This is a genomic window from Streptomyces sp. NPDC058674, assembly GCF_042716505.1.
Lineage (GTDB): Bacteria > Actinomycetota > Actinomycetes > Streptomycetales > Streptomycetaceae > Streptomyces.
The window spans coordinates 1-20268 of sequence record NZ_JBHXSC010000004.1; the positions used below are offsets into that span (position 1 = coordinate 1).

At 72.5% G+C, this 20268-nt stretch carries 11 protein-coding genes and 2 pseudogenes; 5 read left to right on the forward strand and 8 right to left on the reverse strand.

Features of this window, described 5'->3' with window-relative positions; all coding sequences use genetic code 11:
• Window positions 1–94 precede the first annotated feature (94 nt).
• Both ACFWU6_RS03290 and ACFWU6_RS03295 read right to left on the reverse strand, forming a co-directional pair.
• Window positions 95–655, reverse strand: a pseudogene (locus tag ACFWU6_RS03290) (hypothetical protein); the annotation flags it as partial.
• A 1569-nt stretch (window positions 656–2224) separates the two neighbouring features.
• Window positions 2225–3913, reverse strand: coding sequence for a recombinase family protein (locus ACFWU6_RS03295; protein ID WP_383978045.1), 1689 nt, complete (start codon window positions 3911–3913; stop codon window positions 2225–2227).
• Between the two features lie 3 nt (window positions 3914–3916).
• Here ACFWU6_RS03295 and ACFWU6_RS03300 point away from each other — a divergent pair.
• Window positions 3917–4549, forward strand: a pseudogene (locus tag ACFWU6_RS03300) (thymidine kinase); the annotation flags it as partial.
• Between the two features lie 250 nt (window positions 4550–4799).
• On the opposite strand, the gene ACFWU6_RS03305 reads toward ACFWU6_RS03300, so the two are convergent.
• The 6 genes from ACFWU6_RS03305 to ACFWU6_RS03330 form a co-directional block, all read right to left on the reverse strand.
• Window positions 4800–6605 carry an ABC transporter ATP-binding protein gene (locus ACFWU6_RS03305; RefSeq protein WP_383978050.1) on the reverse strand — a complete coding sequence of 602 codons (1806 nt, stop codon included), beginning with the start codon at window positions 6603–6605 and terminating at the stop codon, window positions 4800–4802.
• Window positions 6602–8284 (reverse strand): ABC transporter transmembrane domain-containing protein, encoded by a 1683-nt coding sequence (locus ACFWU6_RS03310; protein ID WP_383978053.1) that lies wholly within the window; start codon window positions 8282–8284, stop codon window positions 6602–6604. The genes ACFWU6_RS03305 and ACFWU6_RS03310 overlap by 4 nt, the downstream gene beginning before the upstream one ends.
• A gap of 102 nt (window positions 8285–8386) precedes the next feature.
• Window positions 8387–9883, reverse strand: a complete 1497-nt coding sequence (locus tag ACFWU6_RS03315) for an AMP-binding protein (RefSeq protein ID WP_383978056.1) — start codon at window positions 9881–9883, stop codon at window positions 8387–8389.
• 31 nt (window positions 9884–9914) lie between these two features.
• Window positions 9915–11666 (reverse strand): condensation domain-containing protein, encoded by a 1752-nt coding sequence (locus tag ACFWU6_RS03320; protein ID WP_383978059.1) that lies wholly within the window; start codon window positions 11664–11666, stop codon window positions 9915–9917.
• Window positions 11663–13399: a carbamoyltransferase gene (locus tag ACFWU6_RS03325; protein WP_383799609.1), complete on the reverse strand. Its 1737-nt coding sequence runs from the start codon at window positions 13397–13399 to the stop codon at window positions 11663–11665. Before ACFWU6_RS03325 ends, ACFWU6_RS03320 begins: the two co-directional genes overlap by 4 nt.
• 75 nt (window positions 13400–13474) lie before the next feature.
• Complete coding sequence (locus ACFWU6_RS03330) at window positions 13475–14071, reverse strand: helix-turn-helix domain-containing protein (protein WP_383799606.1); 597 nt, start codon at window positions 14069–14071, stop codon at window positions 13475–13477.
• A 424-nt stretch (window positions 14072–14495) separates the two neighbouring features.
• On the opposite strand from ACFWU6_RS03330, the gene ACFWU6_RS03335 reads away from it, so the two are divergent.
• The 4 genes from ACFWU6_RS03335 (at window position 14496) to vioC (ending at window position 20265) form a co-directional block, all read left to right on the forward strand.
• Complete coding sequence (locus tag ACFWU6_RS03335) at window positions 14496–15887, forward strand: KamA family radical SAM protein (protein WP_383799603.1); 1392 nt, start codon at window positions 14496–14498, stop codon at window positions 15885–15887.
• A gap of 21 nt (window positions 15888–15908) precedes the next feature.
• The gene (vioD, locus tag ACFWU6_RS03340; RefSeq protein WP_383799601.1) at window positions 15909–17090 is read left to right on the forward strand and encodes a capreomycidine synthase; all 1182 of its coding nucleotides are present in this window, start codon (window positions 15909–15911) and stop codon (window positions 17088–17090) included.
• Window positions 17087–19006 (forward strand): non-ribosomal peptide synthetase, encoded by a 1920-nt coding sequence (locus ACFWU6_RS03345; RefSeq protein WP_383978062.1) that lies wholly within the window; start codon window positions 17087–17089, stop codon window positions 19004–19006. Before vioD ends, ACFWU6_RS03345 begins: the two co-directional genes overlap by 4 nt.
• Window positions 19007–19215: 209 nt before the next feature.
• The gene (gene vioC / locus ACFWU6_RS03350) at window positions 19216–20265 is read left to right on the forward strand and encodes an arginine beta-hydroxylase, Fe(II)/alpha-ketoglutarate-dependent (RefSeq protein WP_383799595.1); all 1050 of its coding nucleotides are present in this window, start codon (window positions 19216–19218) and stop codon (window positions 20263–20265) included.
• Window positions 20266–20268: the final 3 nt, after the last annotated feature.

The following is a 20268-nucleotide window of genomic DNA, read 5'->3' on the forward strand; positions in this document are numbered from 1 at the left end:
TCCGTGTGGTGAGTTCCTAGACAGCTCCCACCACACCGGAGGTCTTCGTCATGTTCAAGACCTGCCGAGTGTCAACAACGCTCGTGATCAATACACCTAGATCCGGACCATGAGGACTCACGGCAGCCTCCAGGACTCCTCCCCGCATGCTCCCGGAGGGATCACTGAACCCGGTCTGACCTGCGGATACGTGACTCGGTGAGGGCTCGCACCGTTGCGGCGAGGGCTCGGCGAGGGGTGCGTGAGCCCGCACGGCGTCCTCACGGAGCCCTCCGTGTGCCGGCAGTGAAACCGCCGGGGCCTGGCCGCCGTCGTGGTGCGGGCACGCCGGGTGGCGGACACCGCTGGGCCGGTTCACCTTCTGGTGCTTGGAGAAGGTGACGATGTGCAGGTACCGCTTGCCATCGGTGCCCTCGTACCGGCAGACGAGCCCTGCCATGTCGAGCTGGTTGAGGTCGTCCTCGACCTCCAGCGCGCCGTGCTCGGGTCGCAGGGACCACAAGGCGCCTGCGATGACGGCGGCCTGGTCGCGGAAGCGCCCGTGGTCGTCGGCCTGGGTGAGCAGGCCGAAGAAGGTCCGCTCGGCGGCGATGGTGACCGCAGCGAGCGACTCCGAGATGAACGCCTCCGGCTTGATGGTGCGGATGCGCGCCATGCTTATCGCCCCGCCTTCGTGCTGTAGGCGGACGGGGTCCTGCGGACCGGCAGGGGGGCGCGGACGGCCACTTGGGCCGTGCGGTGGGGCACAGATGTTCCTCTCGATCGTCCAGCAGGGAGCGGCAGGTCGGTGGGGGCTTGGAGGTCCGCAGTGCATTTGCATCGGGCCATCAATTCCCGAACCGGGCCGTGACCAACATAGCCACACTAGATTCGGGCAAGTCCAGCGATTCCGGTTACGAAGCAGCACCAGTCGAAATGGTGCACGGGGAATGTCATAACGGTAGGGCCGGATCCCCGGTTGACCAAAAAGCCGGTGTCGAATGCGGAGCGGGAAAGATCGCACCGCGAAGGCCTTGACCTCTGGCTCTAGCGCCGTCTATGTTTCCGCCGCTTCCCACGTCAGGCGCATGGCAGCCCATCCAGTCGACCCGTCTGGGTGCATGGTGCCGGATGTCCGAAATTGCCTAGAAGCTGTCGACTGGCAACCTCCTCTGCAAAGTGTTGGACTCCTATTCAGTCCTGCGCGAAAGGCGACAGCCGGGCTTTATACCCCACGATCCCCGGTCACCCAAACCGGGGATTCAGAGTTACAACAGACGCATGCCCAAACACCCCACGGAATCCGCTCCTGCGCGAATACGGACTGTCGGCGCCATCGAGCGCACGCGTACCGCTCGCGGCTTCGCCCAGCGCGAGCTCGCTGGCCGTGTCACCGTGCTCGGCCGCCCCAAGTCGAACACGACGCTGTTCCGCATCGAATGCGTCCGGCACCGCTGCGACGTCGACGACCTCGTTGCCGTCGCCGTCGCCCTCGGGGTCTCCGTTCGCCCCGATCCCCGCTGCGGCCTTGTAGTAGCACCCCTCGGGTGGTGCCGCGCGGCTTCCTCTGCCTCGGTGCCCTCCCCGGGGGGTCTCCCACTCGGTTCCCCGCTCCTACGGCGCCCGCGGAGCCAGTTGGCCGCTGGCTCTGCCTACCGAAAGTCCTCCCCTGTTCCACCTGGTGTCTCGCGGTCCGCCAGCCGCTTGCCCGACGCCTCCATGCCCCTGCCGAAGGAGAAAGTTTGACGTCCCCCTCCCGCGGTACTGCCATCAGACCCACCGTCGCAAAGCCCTGCACCGACCTGCTCGCCTCACGTCTCACCTTCCATGCCCGGGGACAGAAGGGACGGGCGCCCCGAGAGCGAGTGCTTGCGCGGCTGGAGGGTGATGTAGGACTCGACTCTTCCTCGTGGGCTACGCCCGACGGACCCGACGCCCCAAGGGCTACGCATCCCACCGGTGGATCGCCGTGGCGGCCGAGCGGGTTTGAAGTGATCGAGGAGACCGACTGCCGTCGCAACACCGTCGTGAAGTACGTCGCTTCGAAAGGCCAAGGGACCGGGGACGCAATGCGTGATCTGAGCAGGGCGCGCCGGTACCTCAACCGTGAGATCAACCGTCTGCGGCTGGAGCGGGAGGACAGCCACCCAGCCGGAGCCTAGCCGTGGTCTGTCGCCGCCACTCGAAAACGAACAGCAGCCCCCGCACTCGCGGGGGCTGCTGTTCGTTCGTGCGCCACGCTTCTCTACGCCGGCGACTCCCCGGCGAGTCGCAGCGATGCTTCGATGGCATCGATGACGTCCAGCCCGATCTGGAGCTGCCGCTCATCCAGTTGCTGGCTCGCCACGTGCTGCTGCGTCGGCAGATTGTGGGTGACGACCCCGTGGGCGACATCGTCGGTCAGCTCGACGTGCACGGCCTTGGCCATCCGCCGGACGTCGCCTAGCTGAACCATGAACCCGAACGCCTTGCCGGGGATCGGATCGCGGTAGACCTTGACGGCCACCCGGTGTTCTCGGAGGAAGAGCTGCTTGCCTTCGTCGTCCCGCGAGTTCCAGATGTCCGCGAAGGTGCGGCCGGTCAGGGCGAACTTCCCGCGCTGCTCCTCGTACTCCGCGAGCTGGGTGCGAAGCCGCGACAGCTTCGCGGACTGCGAGTTCAGCAGCGACCAGTAGACCTCTTCCTTCTCCGGGGCGTCGTACTTGCCCGCCCCGAAGTCGGCCTTCAGTCGGTCCAGGCGTGCCTGGGTGGCCGTGATGTCGCTGGACGGGTCGTGCAGGTCGGCTGCCACCTCCCGCGCCTCGGGGAGGTGCCCCATGTGCTCCAGGAAGACCTTGGTCAGTTCGCCTTCAAGTTCCGCCGAGTCCACGGCCGCGGCGCTCTCGCAGGTGCCCTGGACCTTGTGCCGGCTGCACTTGTACCGGGAGTAGTGCCACTCCTTCGCCGGACGGTCCCCCTTGGCGGGCTTGCGATTGGTGAAGACGGCCTTCGTCAGCGGACCGCCACAGGAGCCGCACGTGGCCACTCCGACCAGCATGGCCTGGCTCTTGGTGACCTTAGGCCCGAAGGCGCGGTTGTCCGCCAGTTTCAGGACCACCTTGTTCCATGTGGCGAGGTCAAGAAGGGGAGTGTCCGCGATCACGCGCGGATTGCCGGCATCGTCCTCGACGATCTCACCCTTGTAGGTGTAGAGCCCGGCGATCTTGGGGTTGAGCATCATGCCCCGGATCGAGGAGTTCGACCATTGGCTCTCCTGCGCCCGCTTGCTGTTGGGCTGGATCCGCGAGAGCCACGTGGGCTCGCCCCGGGTGGCGAGGTCCTTAGAGATGGAGCGCAGGCTCTCGCCGTCCAGGATCTTCTTCGCGATCTCTTGGGCGAGCTCCATGTAGTGGGGGAGCGCTTCGAGTCGCTTCCCCTTGCCCTTGCCCACCTGGACGATCTCGTAGCCGAAGGGCGGGAGGCCGGCCACCCACATGCCGGAGGCGAGCCGGGTCTGTACGGCGTCGAGTGCCCGGGACCGGATCGTGTCCAACTCTCCCTCGGCGAAGACGGCGAGGATCTGGGCGAACATCTTGCCCATGGGGGTGGACATGTCGATCCCCTCTTGGGTCGACACGATGATCTTGCCGTTCTCCTGGCACCACTGGACGATCTCGCTGAAGTGGGCGACCCGGCGACTCAGCCGGTCGATCTTCATGACGCAGAGCGCGTCCCAGAGGCCCTTGTGCTCATCGTCGAACCACTTGCCGAGGTCGGGGCGCTTGAAGGGGTGGAGTCCGCCGGACACGTCGGTGTCCGTAGCCCAGGCGACGATTCGAGCATCCCGCCCCGGCGCCTCCACCCAGTGCTGTACGTGCTCCTTCTGGCGGGGTATCGCCGTGGAATCGTCGGTGTCGACGGAGAGCCGCAAGGAACCCAGGACGCGCAGTGTCATGGGATGACCCTAGCGCGAGTTGGTGGATGGTCAAGAAAGAAGACTCTGGCTCTCCAGATCGCCCACAACCGCGACGCGCGGGGACTGCAGGGAGTGATCTTCACCCGTGACGACCGTGCGGGCGAGGGCAAGCTCTCCTCCCGCCTGGGCCTGGTGACGGAGGCGGTGGAGGCGCCGGAGGACATGGACCTGTACGCGTACCTCGTCGCCCAGCTGTCCAAGGGCGGCAGGGCGGACTACGTGATCGTGGACGAGGCGCAGTTCCTGGCCCCGGAGCAGATCGACCAACTGGCCCGGATCGTGGACGACCTCGGCCTGGACGTCTTCGCCTTCGGCATCACCACGGACTTCCGTACGAGGCTCTTCCCCGGCTCCCAGCGCCTGATCGAGCTGGCGGACCGGCTGGAGCAGCTCCAGGTCGAGGCCCTGTGCTGGTGCGGGGCCCGAGCCACGCACAACGCCCGTACCGTGGGCGGCGAGATGGTGGTCGAGGGCGCGCAGGTCGTGGTCGGCGACGTGAACCGCCCGGCGGGGGAGATCGGCTACGAGGTCCTGTGCCGCCGCCACCACCGCCGCCGCACGACGAGCGCCGCGGCCCACGCGGGCGCCCTCTCCCCGGACGTCCTCCCGGTCAACACGCCTGACCGGTCCGTCCCGGCCGCCCGGGGACGACCTCTGCTTCAACGTGTTGAGCTGGGGGGGGGCTCGTGGCGGCGCGGACGGGCCGACCCCTCCTGAGTGTCTGCGACCGTTACGAGATGTCCAGGTACCGGATTTCGCCGTCCGCCGGAAGCAGCTCGTTGACCAGAGGTCCTCCGCTGCCCCACCGCGGCAGCGGGGCGGGCGCCGTCGCGGCCGGCTGTGGATTCTCTGCCCCGCCCGGTGGTCAGCGGACCGCGTTCCACGAACGCCACAGGGAGGCGTACGCTCCGTCGGCCGCCAGGAGTTCGGGGTGGCTGCCGAGCTCCACGATGCGGCCTGCGTCCATCACCGCGATCCTGTCCGCCTCCTGCACCGAGTCCAGCCGGTGCACGATGGAGACGACCGTGCGCCCCTCGATCAGGGCAGCCAGCGAGCGCTCGACCTGCCGGGAGGCGGAGGAGTCGAGCAGGGCGGTGGCCTCGTCCAGGACGAGGGTGTGCGGGTCGGACAGCAGCAGCCGGGCGAGGGCCAGTTGCTGGGCGGCGGACGGGGACACCGCGGCCGCGCCGGCCCCGATCCCGCTGTCCAGGCCGTCGGGCAGCGAGCGCGCCCAGTCCCCGAGCAGTACGGTCTCCAGCGCGGCCCACAACTCCTCGTCCGCGCTGTCCTCCTCGCCGGCGAGCATGAGGTTGTCCCGCAGGGTGCCGCTGAAGACGTGCTGCTCCTGGGTCACCAGGACCACCTCGCGGCGCAGTTGGCCGACCGGCAGGTCGCCGAGGTCGGCGCCGCCGATCCGTACGGTGCCGCGGGTGGGGTGGTGCACGCCGGCGAGCAGCTTGCCGAGGGTGGACTTGCCGGCTCCGGAGGCGCCGACCACGGCGAGGCGTTCGGCCGGGGCGAGTTCGAGGTCGATGCCGCTCAGCACCTCGCGGCCCGGGCCGTAGCCGAAGCCGACACCGTCGAGGCGGATGCCGTGCCCGCGGGTGGGGGCGGCGGGCTTGGGCTCCTCGCGCGGGAGCCGTTCGACACCGAGGATGCGGCGCAGGGCCGCGTTGCCGATCTGGAGTTCGTCGGTCCAGGTCAGCAGGTCGTTGAGGGGCTCGCCGAGGGCCTGGACGTAGAGCACCACGGCGGTGAGTGCGCCGAGGCCCACGGCGCCGCGCTGGTAGGCGAGTCCGCCGATCAGCAGGGTGAGCGCCATCGGCACCATGGTGGCGAGGTCCAGGCTGGGGAACCAGATCGTCTGCAGCCAGGTGGTGCGCTGCCGGGTGCGGACCACCGCGTCGACGGCGGCGCCGTGCCGGCGGATCTGGCGGGGCCCGAGGCCGAGGGACTCCACGGTGGCGGCGCCCCGGGTGGTTTCGTGGGTGACGGCGAGGACGTCGGCCTCCTGCGCGAGCAGCCGCTCGTACGCGGCGGTCGCACGCGGGCGGTACCACCGGGTGGAGAGGGCGGCGAAGGGCACGCCGGCGAGCAGGCCCAGGCCCAGCAGGGGAGAGGTGAGCAGGATGGCGGCGAAGGTGAAGACCAGGGTGACGGCAGCCAGGGCGATCCGCGGGACGGCTTGGCGGATGGACTCGCTGAGGCGGTCGGCGTCGGTGGTGGCGCGGCTGAGCAGGTCACCGGTGCCGACGGCCTCCACCTCGGCGAGCGGCAGTCCGAGGACGCTGCGGACGAACCCTTCGCGGGTGCGGGCGAGGACGCGTTCGCCGAGCAGGGTGGCCTGCACCTTGGCGGCGCGGGCCAGCAGGGCGTGGACGACGAGGATGGCGACGAAGGCCAGGGCGAGGACGTCGACGCGGGCGGTGCTGGTGCCCGCCGCGACCGACTCCACGAGGTGGCCGAGGAGCCGGGGCCCGGTCAGGCTTGCCACCAGGGCGGTACCGAAGAGCAGCAGGGTGAGGGCGAGCCGGCCCGCGTTGCCGCGTACGAAGTCCCGTACCCAGGCCCGTACGTCGGCCCGGTCGGCCAGCGGCAGCCGGCCCGGCGCGGGCCCGGCGCCGTCGGCCGGGGCCGGGGAGGGGGCCGTGGTGGTCGCGGTGCCCGTCATGAGCGCGCTCCTTGCGTGGGGACGGGGCGGCCGTCCTGGTCGAGCCGGTGGACCCGGTCGGCGGCGCCCAGCCACAGCGGGCTGTCGCTGAACACCACGGTGGTCCGCCCGGACCGCAGTGCGGCCACCCGCCGGACCACGCGGGACTCGGTCTGCGCGTCGACGGAGGCCGTCGGGTCCTCCAGGACCAGTACGTCGGGGGCTGCGAGCAGGGCGCGGGCGAGCACCAGGCGCTGGCGCTGGCCCCCGGACAGGGCGCGGCCGCCCTCGCCGAGGTACTCGTCCAGGCCGCGGGGCAGTCCCTCGACCACGTCGGCGGCGTCGGCGGCGAACAGGGCGTCGGCCTGGGCTGCGTGCGAGCGGGCGAGGCCCGCGGTGAGCTCCTCCCGTACGGTGCCGCTGAAGAGGGTGTCGGCGGGGCCGGAGCGCATGACGCGGGCCCGCAGTTCGGCGAGGTCGACGCGGTCGAGGGGGACCCCGCCGAGCAGGACGGCGGCGGTCTGCGGCTGCTCGCCGTGGCGGGTCAGCCGGTCGGCGAGGTCCCCGGCCCGGCCCGCGGGGGCGGCGATGACGGTGAGCAGGCCCGCCTCGGCGGTGATGCCGGTGTCCTGGTCGGTGAGGGAGAGGGGGCCGTCGGGCAGCGGCCGGGGGTCGGCGGGCTGCTCGGGCTGCGGGGTGATGCGCAGCAGGGTGCAGACGCGGCCGGCCGCGACCTTGGCGAGGCTGAGGGTCTCGGCGGCCTCGGTGGCGGTGCTGACGGGCAGGGTGAGGAAGGCGGAGGCCCCGTAGAAGGCCACGAGTTCGCCGGGGGTGATGGTGCCGTTCAGGGCGAGGCGGGCGCCCAGCCAGGCGATGCCGACCGTGACCAGGCCGGGTAGGAACACCCCGGCGGCCTGGAGCCAGGCCTCCATCCGGCCGGCCGACTCGCCGGCCCGGCGGACCTGTTGGCTGGTGGCGCGGAAGCGTTCCGCGAAGCGGGCCTCGCCGCCGATGCCGCGCAGGATGCGCAGGCCGGCCACGATGTCGCCGGCCTGGGAGGTGGCGATGCCCATCTGTTCGCGCTGCTCCTCGTCGCGTTCCTGGAGCGGGCGCAGCAGCGGTCCGATGCCGAGGACGGCGGCGGGTACGCCGATGAGGACGGCGAGGCCGAGGACGGGTGAGGTGGCGGTGAGCGCGACGGCGACGAGGACGGCGGCGACCACCGCGCCGACGGACCGGCCGACGACCTCGAAGGCGTTGCCGATGCTCTCCACGTCGGCGGCGGCGGAGGCGGCCACGTCACCGGAGCGGGCCTTGCTGCGCAGGGTGGCGCCGAGCCGGGTGACTTGGCGCATCAGCACCCGGTGGGTGTGCGACACGGCGTGCGTCTCGGCGCCGACGGCGGCCTGGATGAGACCGGCGCCGGCCACCGCCTGGAGGATGCCGAGGCCGAGCGCGGCCAAGGCCCACAGGTAGAGGGCGCCCGGGTCGTCGGCCCGCCCGCCGAGGTCGATGGCCCGGCCGATGACCAGCGGCAGCAGGGCGAGCGGGACCATCCAGGCCGTGCCGAGGAGGGCGCTGAGGAGCAGGGGCCCGGGCCGGATGCGCACGAGCCACCACAGGTAGGCCCAGGGCCCCCGGCTGTCGGTTTCCGGTACGGCCTCGGGGGACACCGAGGCGTCGAACAGTCTGTTGGCCACAGGGTGCTCCTGGGTCGGGCCGGATCAGCGAGCGGGTCGGGGCAGCGGGTCGGCGAGGGGCGTCGGGGGACCTGGCTCACGAGCGGGGTCGGGGGACCCGGGTCAGAGGAACAGGTCCCGGGTGGCGGCGCGGTCGACCTTGCCGGTGCGGGTGTGCGCGAGCGCGGGCACCGCGACGATGCGGTCGGGCACCAGGAACGCGGGGACGGTGGCGCGGAGTTCGTCGCGCAGCGCCCGCACGCCGGACCCGGCGTCCGGGGCGAACACGACGAAGGCGACGAGCGTGTTGTGGTCGCCCTTGGCGTGCTCGGCCGCGGCGACGGCGCGGACGCCGGGCAGGCGGCCGATCTGGTGCTCGACGTCCAGCAGGTCCACGCGATGGCCGCGGATCTTCACCTGGTGGTCGGCGCGGCCGTGGAAGACGAGCATGCCGTCGCTGCTCTCGTGCACCAGGTCGCCGGTGCGGTACCAGCGGGCGGGGCCGTCGCCGAGATCGGCCTCCACGAACCGGGCGGCGGTGCGCTCCGGGTCGTCGAGGTAGCCGGTGGCCAGCTGCGGGCCCGCCAGGTAGAGCTCCCCGGGCCCGCCGGGCTCCTCCTCACGGGGGACGACGGCCTGGCGCACGGACGGCAGCGGGCGTCCGATCGGGACGCCCTCGGGGAAGGGGCCCTCGGCCCCGGGGCCGGCGAGCACCACGCTGTGGGTGACCAGCGCGGTCTCGGTGGAGCCGTAGGTGTTGAGCAGCCGGACCCGGTCGGCGCCGAGCCGGTGCCAGCGCTCGAGCATGTCGGCGCGGACGGCCTCGCCGCCGATGACCACGGTGTCGAGGGAGTCGGGAAGTTTCAGCCCGTGCTCCAGCAGGTGCCCGGTGAAGGTGTGCCAGTAGTCGACGGGCAGGTTGACGAGGGTGATCTCGGCGTCCGAGATCAGGCGGCCCAGGGCGGCCTCGCTGTCCTCGTCGATCACCAGCAGGCCGCCCGCGCAGAGCGTGGGCAGGATCTCCTCCAGGCTGGTGTCGCCGTCGGCACGGTGGAAGTTGAGCGCGACGGTGTCCGGGCCGACGCCGTAGCGGCTGCGCAGTTCGGGGACCACCGCGTGCAGCGCCCCGTGCGGGACGGCGGCGGCCTTGGGTGCGCCGGTGGAGCCGGAGGTGAACAGGACGTACGCCGGGTCGTCGGCCCGTACCGGCTCGCCGGCCTCGCGAATCGGGGCGCGGGGGGAGCCCCAGTTCGGCCGCAGGAGGCGGTCGACGGCGGGGAGCCGTCCGGTCTCCGCGGTGGTGACGGCCTCCCGGCAGCCCAGCGCCCGCAGTGCGTCGTCCATGTGGGTGCCGGGGGTTTCGGTGACCGGCACGTAGCCGCGGCCGGCCGCGAGCACGCCGAGGACGGCGCCGACGTCCCGGGCGGAGTGGTGGGTGATGATCCCGACGGGTGGTTGCGGGCCGGGGGAGCGGGTCGCGACCAGGTCGGCCACCGCACCGGCCCAGCGGGCGAGTTGGCCGTAGCCGACGGTGAAGCCGTTGTCGAGGATCGCCGGCCGGTCCGGGTCCGCGCGGGCGATCGCGAAGAAGGGGTCGACCACACTGGGCAGGAGGGGCATGAGGGGTGCCTTCGCGAATTCTGTACGTGGGTCAGCCGGCGGGGTGGACGAGTGCGGCGAGCGCGTCGCGGTGGCGGGCGGCGAGCCGGGCGATGGTGTCCTGGTCGTGCAGGGCGGTGGAGTACCACCATTCGACGCGGAGCACCCCGTCGTCGGTGGTGGCGATCACCTCGATGAGGTGCGGGCGCACCCAGTCCGGCCCGGTGATCTCGCCGACCGGTTCGTCGGCGATGTCGAGCAGCAGGGTGCCGAGCGGGAGCCCGTCGGCGTCGTCGCCCTCGAAGTCGAAGGAGACGTCGCTGGGCGGGGCGCCGCGCAGGGCCGCGGAGATCCGGGGCCTGCCGTGTCGGCTGAGCGCCCCGTGTCCCACTCCTCCGCCGGGCAGGGCGGCGAGGTGGCCGACGGTGCGGGCGAGGCGTTCGGCGGGGGTGCCGGGGGCGAGGTCGAGGCGGACCGGGACGGTGGTGGTGAACCAGCCGGTGGTGCGGGCCAGATCGGTGTCGCCGACGGTCTCCTCGCGGCCGTGCCGCAGGACGTCCACCCGGACCGCGTCCAGGCCCTGCCAGGCGCCGAGCGCCTCGCCGAGGGCGTGCAGCAGCAGTTCGCCGGGGTGGCAGCGGTGTGCGCGGGCCGCTTCGAGCAGTCGCCCGGTGAACTCGGGACCGAACTGTGCGACGTGGGTCGAGGCGGTGGCGGCGGTGTTCGCGGCCCGCGGGTCGAGGTGGCCGCCGCCGTCACCGCCGCCACCGGGGCCGCGGTCGAGCGGGACCTGGCCGGGGGTGCGGGCCACCTCGGTCCACCACGCGCTCTCCGCCTCGGCCTCGGGGGTGCGGGCGTGCGCGGCGAGGGCCTGGGCCCACTCCGGGTAGCCGGTGCCCTCGGTGCAGCGGACGTCGTCGCCGTCGTCCCCGGCGGCCAGTGAGGCGTAGAGCCGCTCCAGGTCGTCGATCAGGATGGACCAGGAGACCATGTCGAAGGCGAGTTGGTGGACGGTGATCAGAAGCCGGCCCGGGCGGGCCGGGCCGGCGTCGAACCAGACGAACCGGGCGACGCGGCCCGCCTCCGGGTCGAGGGAGCGCTGTTCGAGCGCGCAGCGCAGGGTGACGGCCTCGGAGAGGTCGCAGTCGTCGAGTTCACGGGTGTCGACGGTGTCGAGGACGGCGTCGAGCGGAGTGTCCGCGGTGAGGGCGGCGACCGTCTGCCGGGGGCGCTTGGCGGGCCGGGCCTCGACGGTGAGGCGCAGGGAGGCGTGGCCGGCGACCAGGCGCCGGACGGCCTCGGCGAGCACCCCGGGGTCGAGGTCGGGGCGGGTGGTGAAGAGGAGCGACTGGTTCCAGTGGGCGCGGCTGCCGGTCTGTTCCTCCCAGCCCTGTTCCTGGGAGGGGGTGAGGACCACCGGGCCGTGTGCCGCCCCGGGCACCGCGAGGGGGTCGGCGCCGGTACGGCGCCGACCGGCCCGCTCGGTGACCAGGCGGGCGATGTGCTCCGCGGTCATGTCCTCGGCGAAGAGTTCGCGCAGCTGGACGCGGACGCCGTAGGCGGTCTCGATGCGGCGGGCGGCGCGGATGAGGTCGAGCGAGTCGACGCCGAGGTCGCGCAGCGGCGCGGCGAGGTCCGGGGCGGCTTCCAGGACGGCTTCGGCGAGCCAGTCGGCGAGGTGGGCGCGTACGTCGTCCAGGGCGGCCGGGGCGGCCCCGTCCGTGGAGGGCGCTGTGGCCCCGTCCGTGGTGGGCGGTGTGCGCCCGTTCGTGGAGGGCGCTGTGGGCCGGGTGGGGGCGCTCACGCGAGGCCCGCCTCACCGAGTGCGCCGGCGGGTCGGCTGATCAGGAAGGGGCCGAGGGCGAGGGCGTCCATGGGCAGCCGGTGGAAGGTGGCGAGGGCGTCGCGCGGGCTGCACACGACGGGTTCGTCGCGGCCGTTGAAGGAGGTGTTGAGCACCACGGCGGTGCCGGTGTGCCGGCCGACCTCGCCGATCAGGCGGTGGTAGAGCGGATCGGTCTCGCGGGAGACGGTCTGCGGGCGGGTGGTGCGGTCGCTGTGCACGACGGCCGGCATGGCCTCGGCGCCCGCCTCCGTGACCGGAGTGGTGACGATCATGTACGGGAGCGGGGTGTCGGTGCCGATGAGGGCGGGGGCCGCCTCCTCCTGCATGCTGGGGGCGAACGGGCGCCAGGCCTCGCGGTCCTTGATGCGGACGTTGACCCGGTCGCGGGTGCTCTCGGGCGAGGGCACGGCGAGCATGCTGCGGTGGCCCAGCGCCCGCGGTCCGCCTTCGGCCCGGCCCTGGAACCAGCCGACGACGCCGCTGCGGGCCAGGACGGCGGCAGTGGCGCCGGCTATGTCCTCGTGTTCGGTGTAGGCGGTGCCGGAGGCGTCGAGGACCTTGCGGATGCTGTCCGGAGACCACTGGGGACCCCAGGCCACCGAGCCGGCCATCGGACGGATTCGGTCGCCCTCCCGGGCCGCGACCAGGACCGCCGCACCGAGGGAGACGCCCTGGTCGCCGGCGAGCGGCTGGACGAAGAGGTCGCCGACCTCGGGCAGGCGCATCAGCTTGCCGTTGAGGGTGGCGTTGAAGCCGACACCGCCCGCGATCATCAGGGTGGTCTCGCCGGTTTCCCGGAGCAGGCCCCGGACCAGGCCGATGACGGCCTGTTCGAGGGCGGCCTGGGCGGTGGCGGCGATGTCGCGGTACTCGAAGGGGTCCCGGTGGGTGACCTTGGTGAAGCGGCCCAGCTGCGGGTCGAAGCGGCGGGAGGAGTGGTTGGGGGCCTCGGGGAGGGTCTTCTCCAGGTGCTCCAGCCAGTGCCGGATGGTGGCGGTCTCCTCGTCGGTGCCGCCCGTGGAGCGCAGGTCCGGGGGGACGGTGCCGATGGTGAAGTCCTCGTCGGCGAAGGTGAAGGCGCCGCCGAAGGTGAGGTCCTGGGGGCGGCCGTAGGAGGCGAGGCCCATCATCTTTCCGGCGGCGTCGGCGCCGAGACCGGCGTACTCGCAGACGGCGGCGTAGAAGTAGCCGAGCGACCAGCCGGGAGGGTGGGCGCGCATTGTCTTGATCTCGCCGTCGATTCCGATGGCGAGGGTGGTGCTCGCGTCCTCTCCCTGGCCGTCCAGGACGAGGATCGCGCCGCGGTCGCGGCCGGAGAGGTGGTAGGCGCTGGCCGCGTGGGCCAGATGGTGGTTGACGAAGGTCAGCCGGGGGTCGCGGGTGCGCGGGAACAGCCCCTTGGGCAGCAGGTGTTCGAGGGCGTCGGCATCGCCGGCGAACCAGTCCAGGCCGCGGTCGGCGAAGAGTTTGGGGAGGTCCCAGCCGTGGGCGACGACGTCCACGTCGTCCAGGGTGAGACCCCCTTCGGCGAGGCAGTACGCGACGGCGTTGAGGGGCGCCTCGCCGTAGGCGTGCTTGTTGCGGGTGAAGCGCTCCTCCTCGGCCATGGCGATCACTTCGCCGTCCACGACGAGGCAGGCAGCGCCGTCGTGGCTGGCGCCGGGCCAGCCGTTGACTCCGAGCACACGCATGGTCAGTCCCCAAAGGTCGATCGAGTCGTCCGGTTACGCAAACCGATCTTGACGAGCGGGGGAGTTGTACACGACCTACCGAGTTGTGCGGAGATTCGAACGGGGGTCCGAGCAGGGGTCGGGACGGGAGGCGGGGCGGGAGTCGGGACGGAGGTCCGGGCGGAGATCCGCCGCGAAGATGGCGGAGGCCGCCTTGAGCACCTCGTTGGCCTGTCTCAGCCGCTCCACCTCGCGGCGCAGCCGGTGCAGTTCCGCCCGTTCGCGTGTGGACAGCGTGCCCTCGTCGGCGCCGTTGCGCGCCGCCCGGGGGGACGGTGCCGGGCGGGGGGCGCCGCGGCGGCCCGGGGCCGGCTGCTCCGGTACCGCGCGGACGCGGCCTACCGGCTCGTACGGGGTTCCGCGGGCCTCCAGTTCCTTGCTGACGCGGTGCCAGTGCCGGGTCCAGAGCGCGGTGTCGCCGTTGCAGGCGGCGACGTAGGCGAGAGTGACTTTCAGTGATGGCCTGTGCAAACCGCGGGCCGCCTCGGACAGCGTGGCGACGGAGTAGTGGGCGCGTTTCGCCATGATCCGGTAGGACGGGTTGCCGGCCTGGCGTCTGAGGGTGCGCAGGGCGTGGGCGAATTCCTCCAGCGGTCCGGCCGTGGGATCGAGTAGCCGCTCTGGCCTGGCCATATTCCCCCCTGGGAAGTCGATCATCTCGGTTGAGCGCGCGATGGGGAGCCCGCGGAACGGCCGTCGGCTGCTCGCGGGCGCGGCGGTACAACCCTTCGTCGGTCTACGTGGTCGGCGTACAACCTCCGCAAGGGGCCACATGGGAAATTGGTACATGTCGCTGACATATCGATCAAGTGAGCATCCTGGAAATCGAGCCATACAACGGCCGTGTCGACCGATTTCGTCCGTTCCCCCCGGTAGCCGAGCCTTGTTCCGCTTCGCCCCTGCCCAGTCCCGCCACCCACACCCCGTTGTATAGGAGCGCACCCCGGCTGCGCCCCGTACAACGGTCCCCCCTCGTGTACAACTCCGCGGCTCTGCATGATCGGTCCACGTCAGGCGATCGATACGGCCGAAACGGACGGGAATGGGTGGCGACGCGGTGGACACAGCACGCAGCCAAGTGGAAGCAACACCACCGGAAGGCGTGTACGAGTACCGGCGCGGCGAACTCGTCGAGCCGGACTGGCGCCGCTTCCCGGGCTGGCGGGGGGTCACCGAAGCCGAGTGGGCCGACCTCCAATGGCAGCGCGCCCACTGCGTCAAGGACGCCAAGGGGCTCCGGGCCGTCGTGGGGGACCTCCTCGACGAGGCGTTCTACGCGGACTGGGAGCAGGACCGGCTGTACCGGGCGACGATGTCGGTGCTGCTGCCGCCCCACATGATCAACACGATTGCCCCGCAGGTGGCAGGCGCCCGGCCGGGCGAGCTCACGAAGGCGTTCTACGACGACCCGGTCCGCCGCTACATGCTGCCGGTGTTCTCCGACCGGCACCCCGAGTGGCCCTCGCACCCGATGGCGAGCCGGGACTCCCTGCACGAGCAGGACATGTGGGTGGTGGAGGGACTGACCCACCGCTACCCGACCAAGGTGCTGGCCGAACTGCTGTCCACGTGCCCGCAGTACTGCGGGCACTGCACCCGGATGGACCTGGTCGGCACCTCCACCCCGCAGGTGACCAAGAACAAGCTCACCCTCAAGCCGGTCGACCGGGCCGAGCGGATCCTCGACCACCTCCGCTGCTCCCCGGGCATCCGCGATGTCGTGGTGTCCGGCGGCGACCTGGCCAATCTGCCCTGGCCCCGGCTGGAGAGCTTCCTGTCCGGGCTGCTGGAGATCGAATCCGTCCGGGACATCCGGCTGGCCAGCAAGGCGCTGATCGGGCTGCCGCAGTACTGGGCGTCCGGCCCCGTGCTGGAGGGCATCGCCCGGATCGCCGAGACGGCGCGGGCCCGCGGGGTGCAGGTCGCCCTGCACACCCACGCCAACGCCGCCCAGCAGGTGACCCCCCTGGTGGCCGACGCGGCGCGCGGCCTGCTGGCCGCCGGGCTGCGCGACGTGCGCAACCAGGGCGTGCTGATGCGCGGGATCAACGACACCGCGCACGAACTGCTCGACCTGTGCTTCGCGCTCACCGACCACGCGGCCGTGACGCCCTACTACTTCTACATGTGCGACATGATCCCGAACGCCGAGCACTGGCGTGTCCCGCTGCACCGGGCGCAGCTGCTCCAGCGCCAGATCATGGGCTACCTCCCCGGGTTCGCCACCCCGCGCATCGTGTGCGACGTGCCCCTCGCCGGCAAGCGGTGGGTGGACCAGACCGATGCCTACGACCGGGACCTCGGCATCTCCCACTGGAGCAAGAGCTATCTGACCCCGCTGGAGGCGGCGGACCCGGACGCCCACAGCGGCTCGTACCACTACTACGACCCCATCGACACCCTCCCGGCCTCCGGGCAGCGGTGGTGGCGGGAAACCCGTCAAGGGTAGAGAAGGGACAGTTGCACAGCCATGAGCAGTCTGCGTCCGCAGTGGGAGACGTCCAGGGAAGAGCCTCCGGTCCTGGAGGAGTGGTACCGCCGGCACCTGCGTCCCGACCTGTACGACATCAGCTCCAGCGGCGTCCGCCCGTACACCTTCGCCGAGATACGCGAGATGTGCGGCATCGGGCAGGAGGACCTCGACGCGGTCGTCATGGACGACAGCGTCTCCCAGGGCGGGGCCGGCATCCGGCAGGCGATCGCCGACCGGTACGCCGCGGGGGACGCCGACCGGATTCTGGTCACCCACGGGTCCAGCGAGGCCATCTCCCTCACCCTGAGCACCCTGCTGCGGCCCGGCGACCGGGTGGTGGTCCAGGAGGGCGTCTACCACTCGCTCGGCCACTACCCGCGCGAGACGGGCTGCCAGGTGGCGGTACTGCCGGCGGTGGCCGTGCGCGACGGTGAGGTCGACCCGGAGGTGCTCGGCTCCCTGGTGACGCCCGGGACGGCCGCGGTGATCGTCAACTTCCCGCACAACCCGAGCGGAGCGACCCTCTCGCCGCAGGGCCTCAAGACGCTGGCCGCGGCGGTGGCGGAGGCCGGGGCGGTGCTGGTGTGGGACGCGGCGACCGCCGAGATCGCGCACCGGTGGGACGTGCTGCCGGACCCGGGCACGTTGTACGGGCCCGCGCTCCGGACGGTGTCCTACGGGACCTTCTCGAAGTCCTTCGGCCTGCCCGGGCTGCGGGTCGGCTGGGCCGTCGCCGAACCGGAGCTGCTGCGGGCCGCCTTCCCGCTGCGCGACCGGACCACGCTGTTCCTCTCGCCGCTGGTGGAGCTGGTCGCCGAGCGGGCGATGCGGAGCGCGGACCGGCTGATCGGACCGCGGGCCGCCGAGGCCGGGCGCAACCTGGCACACCTGCGCGGGTGGATGGCCGAGCACGAGGACCTGGTGCGCTGGCGGGAGCCGGAGGGCGGAGTGAGCGCGCTCCCCGTGATCCGCGCCCTCGAACGGCCCGGGACGCCTCCGGAGGCGGTGGAGCGATGGTGCCTGGAGCTGCTGGAACGCCACCGGACCCTGCTGGTGCCGGGTACGGCCTTCGGGGTGCCGCAGGGGGTCCGGCTGGGCTTCGGCGGTGGCGAGGCGGACTTCCGGGCGGGGCTGGCGCAGTTGTCGGCGTTCCTGCGCGGGCGCGGGGCCGGCCGATGAGCGCGCAGGCCGCACCGGCTCCGGTGCCGGTGCCCGGCCGGGTGGACTTCCTGGACGGCTGGGAGCGGGCGGTACGGGTCCACGGGGACGCGCCCGCGCTGGTGACCCCCGCGCGCGTGCTGACGTACCGGGCGATGGACCGGCTCACCGACGCCTGGGCGGGCTCCTTCACCCGGCGCGGCGCGGGGCCCGGCAGGATCGTGGGTCTGGCCTTCGGCGACCCGGCCGGGGCGGTACTGGGCATGGTCGCGGCGCTCAAGAGCGGCGCCGGCTTCACGGTGCTCGACGAGCGCCTGCCGCGGCCGGCCCGGGACGACCTGGTACGGCGGGTCGGGGCGGTGGTGTGGGCCGGCGACGGGAAGCACGCGCCGGACGGGGCGTACGTACCGGACGGGGCGTACGTACCCGACGGGGCGGACACCGGGTGGACACGGCGCGCCGACGCCGACGGTCCCGACGAACACGACGTCGCGTACGTCCTGTTCACGTCCGGCTCCACCGGCCGGCCCAAGGGAACGGTGGTCGAGCGCGGCTCGCTGGGGCGGTTCGCGGCCGCGGTCACCGAGCGCCTGGCGCTGACCTCCGCGGACCGCTGGCTCCAGGTGGCCTCCCTCGGCTTCGACGTGGTGATCGAGGAGGTCTTCCCGGCGCTGGTCGCCGGCGCGGCGGTGGTGTGCCGGGCGGACAGCGAGCCGCTGGAGCCCGCGGAGCTGCACGAGCTGACGGGCGCGACGGGGGCGACGCTGGTGGAGCTGTCCACGCAGTACTGGCTGGAGTACGCCCGCTGGCTGGACGAGCGGGGGCTGACCACACCGCCGCGGCTGCGGACGGTGGTGGTCGGCGGCGAGCGGATGGACCCGGAACCGTACCGGGCGTGGCAGCGCCGGCAGCCGGCCGCGCTCGCCCACGTCTACGGACTGACCGAATGCACCGTCAGCTCCACGCTGTACACCGGGCTGTTGCCCGCGGACGCGCAGGAGGTGCCGCTGGGTACGCCGCTGCGGGACGTGCTGGTGACCGTACGCCGGGACGGGTGCCCCGTGCCGGCCGGCGAGAGCGGCGAGATCCACATCGGCGGTCCGCTGGTGGCGCGGGGCTTCCTGGACGACGAGGCGGCCACGCGGCGGCGGTTCACACCCGACCCGTACGGAGCCGGACCCGGCGCCCGGACGTATGTGACCGGCGACCTGGGGCGGTTCGACGAGACGGGCAACCTGGTCTTCCTCGGCCGGGTGGACGACCAGCTCAAGATCCGCGGCCACCGGCTGGAGCCGGCGCTGGTGGAGCGCGCGCTGTGCGCGAGCCCGGACGTGGACCAGGCCGTGGTCATCCCCGACCCGGCCACGGGCACGGCGCTGTGGGCCTTCACGGTCCCGGCCGATCCGGAGCTCTCCCCGCCGCCCGGCACGGCCCCCCGGCTCCCCGCCGCCGACCGCGACGCCCTGGTCGCCCGCCTCGCGGCGCACCTCCCCGACTGGGCGGTCCCCCGCATCCTGCACCGGGTCGCGGCGCTCCCGAAGACCCCCCACGGCAAGGTGGACAAACGCACCTTGGCCACGTGGGCCGGCGAAGCGGGCGGCGCCCCGGCCGGGGCGGACGGCCGAACGGACGGCCGAACGGACGGTCAACCGGGCGGCCGAACGGACGGTCACGCGGTCCGGGCGGACGGCCGGCGGGACGAGGCGCTGGACGGGGTGCTCGGGATGTTCCGGGACGTGCTCGGGCAGCCGCGGCTCGGGCCCGACGACAACTTCTTCGACCACGGCGGACAGTCCCTGCTCGCCATGCGGCTGCTCACGCGCCTGCGCGAGCGCTTCCCCGCCGCCGCCGGCCTGCGGGCGAGCGCGCTCTTCTCGCTCCCGACCCCCCGGCTGCTGAGCGAGGCGCTCAGCAGCCGCCCCGCCACCGAGCCCTAGTGCCGTGGCAGGCCACGGCCATGACGGCTGTCCGGCGGAGCACGACCGGACCAGGACCGGACCAGGGCCGGATCGGTCCAGGCGGGCCGGGCAGGCCGGGCGGTCCTATCCCGGCCGTGATCCGCCGGACACCCGTGGCCGAGGCAGTACACCGAGGGCCCGCGGTGATCACCGCGAGCAGCACACCCAGACCCAGATCGAGAGTTGGCATGTCGAACCTCACCGACCAGACCGCTACCACCGGCGGCACCCTCGCCTACACCCTCACCCCCGACGAGGCGGCCGCCACCGCCGCCCTCACGCAGGAACTCACCCGCGCCCACCCCTCCTTCGGCGACCCCGCCCTGCTGCGCGACCTGCCGCAGCTCGCGGCCCGGCTGCCGCTCGGCACCCAGCGCTTCCTGCGCGAGTTCAAGCTCGCCGACCGGCGCGGCCACGCCGTCGTCCGCGGGCACCGCTTCGACCCGGAGCGGATCGGCCCCACCCCCGCCCACTGGCGCGGCCGCAGCCGCCCGGGGCCGGAGTTCGCCGAGGAGCTGCTGCTGATGCTCTACGGGGCGCTACTCGGCGAGCCGTTCGGCTGGGCAACCCAGCAGGACGGCCACCTCGTGCACGACATCTTCCCGATCCGCGAGCACGAGAACGACCAGCTCGGCATGGGAAGCAGGGAACTGCTGACCTGGCACACGGAGGACGCGTTCCACCCGTACCGCAGCGACTACCTGATCCTCGGCGCGCTGCGCAACCCCGACCACGTGCCCACCACCGTCGGCGAGCTGGACCTGTCCTCCCTCTCCTCCGAGGACATCGACCTCCTCTTCGAACCGCGCTACCACATCGCTCCCGACGAGTCGCACCTGCCCAAGAACAACACCATCGGCTCCGCCGAGGAGGCGGCGCGCTTCGCGACCATCCAGAAGATGATCGACGAACGCCCGCTCGGCCCGCTGCTGTACGGCTCGCGCGTGGACCCGTACATGCGCCTCGACCCGTACTTCACCTCCGTCCCCGAGGACGACCTGGACGCGCGGCGCGCCTACGACGCCCTCTGCAAGGTGATCGACTCCGGCATGCGCGAGGTCGTCGCCGACGAGGGCGACGTGCTGTTCATAGACAACCACCGCGCCGTGCACGGCAGGCCGCCGTTCACCGCCCGCTACGACGGCACCGACCGCTGGCTCAAGCGGGTCTGCGTCACCACCGACCTGCGCCGCTCCCGCGAGATGCGGGCCACCGCCGACACCCGCCTGCTGGGCTGACCC

Bases quoted from the DNA above. Each gene is read 5' to 3' on its own strand.
- vioC (WP_383799595.1), top strand. From the start codon at position 19,216: ATGTCGAACCTCACCGACCAGACCGCTACCACCGGCGGCACCCTCGCC.
- ACFWU6_RS03325 (WP_383799609.1), bottom strand. From the start codon at position 13,399: ATGCGTGTGCTCGGAGTCAACGGCTGGCCCGGCGCCAGCCACGACGGC.
- ACFWU6_RS03315 (WP_383978056.1), bottom strand. From the start codon at position 9,883: ATGCCCCTCCTGCCCAGTGTGGTCGACCCCTTCTTCGCGATCGCCCGC.
- ACFWU6_RS03330 (WP_383799606.1), bottom strand. From the start codon at position 14,071: ATGGCCAGGCCAGAGCGGCTACTCGATCCCACGGCCGGACCGCTGGAG.
- ACFWU6_RS03305 (WP_383978050.1), bottom strand. From the start codon at position 6,605: ATGACGGGCACCGCGACCACCACGGCCCCCTCCCCGGCCCCGGCCGAC.
- ACFWU6_RS03345 (WP_383978062.1), top strand. From the start codon at position 17,087: ATGAGCGCGCAGGCCGCACCGGCTCCGGTGCCGGTGCCCGGCCGGGTG.
- vioD (WP_383799601.1), top strand. From the start codon at position 15,909: ATGAGCAGTCTGCGTCCGCAGTGGGAGACGTCCAGGGAAGAGCCTCCG.
- ACFWU6_RS03295 (WP_383978045.1), bottom strand. From the start codon at position 3,913: ATGACACTGCGCGTCCTGGGTTCCTTGCGGCTCTCCGTCGACACCGAC.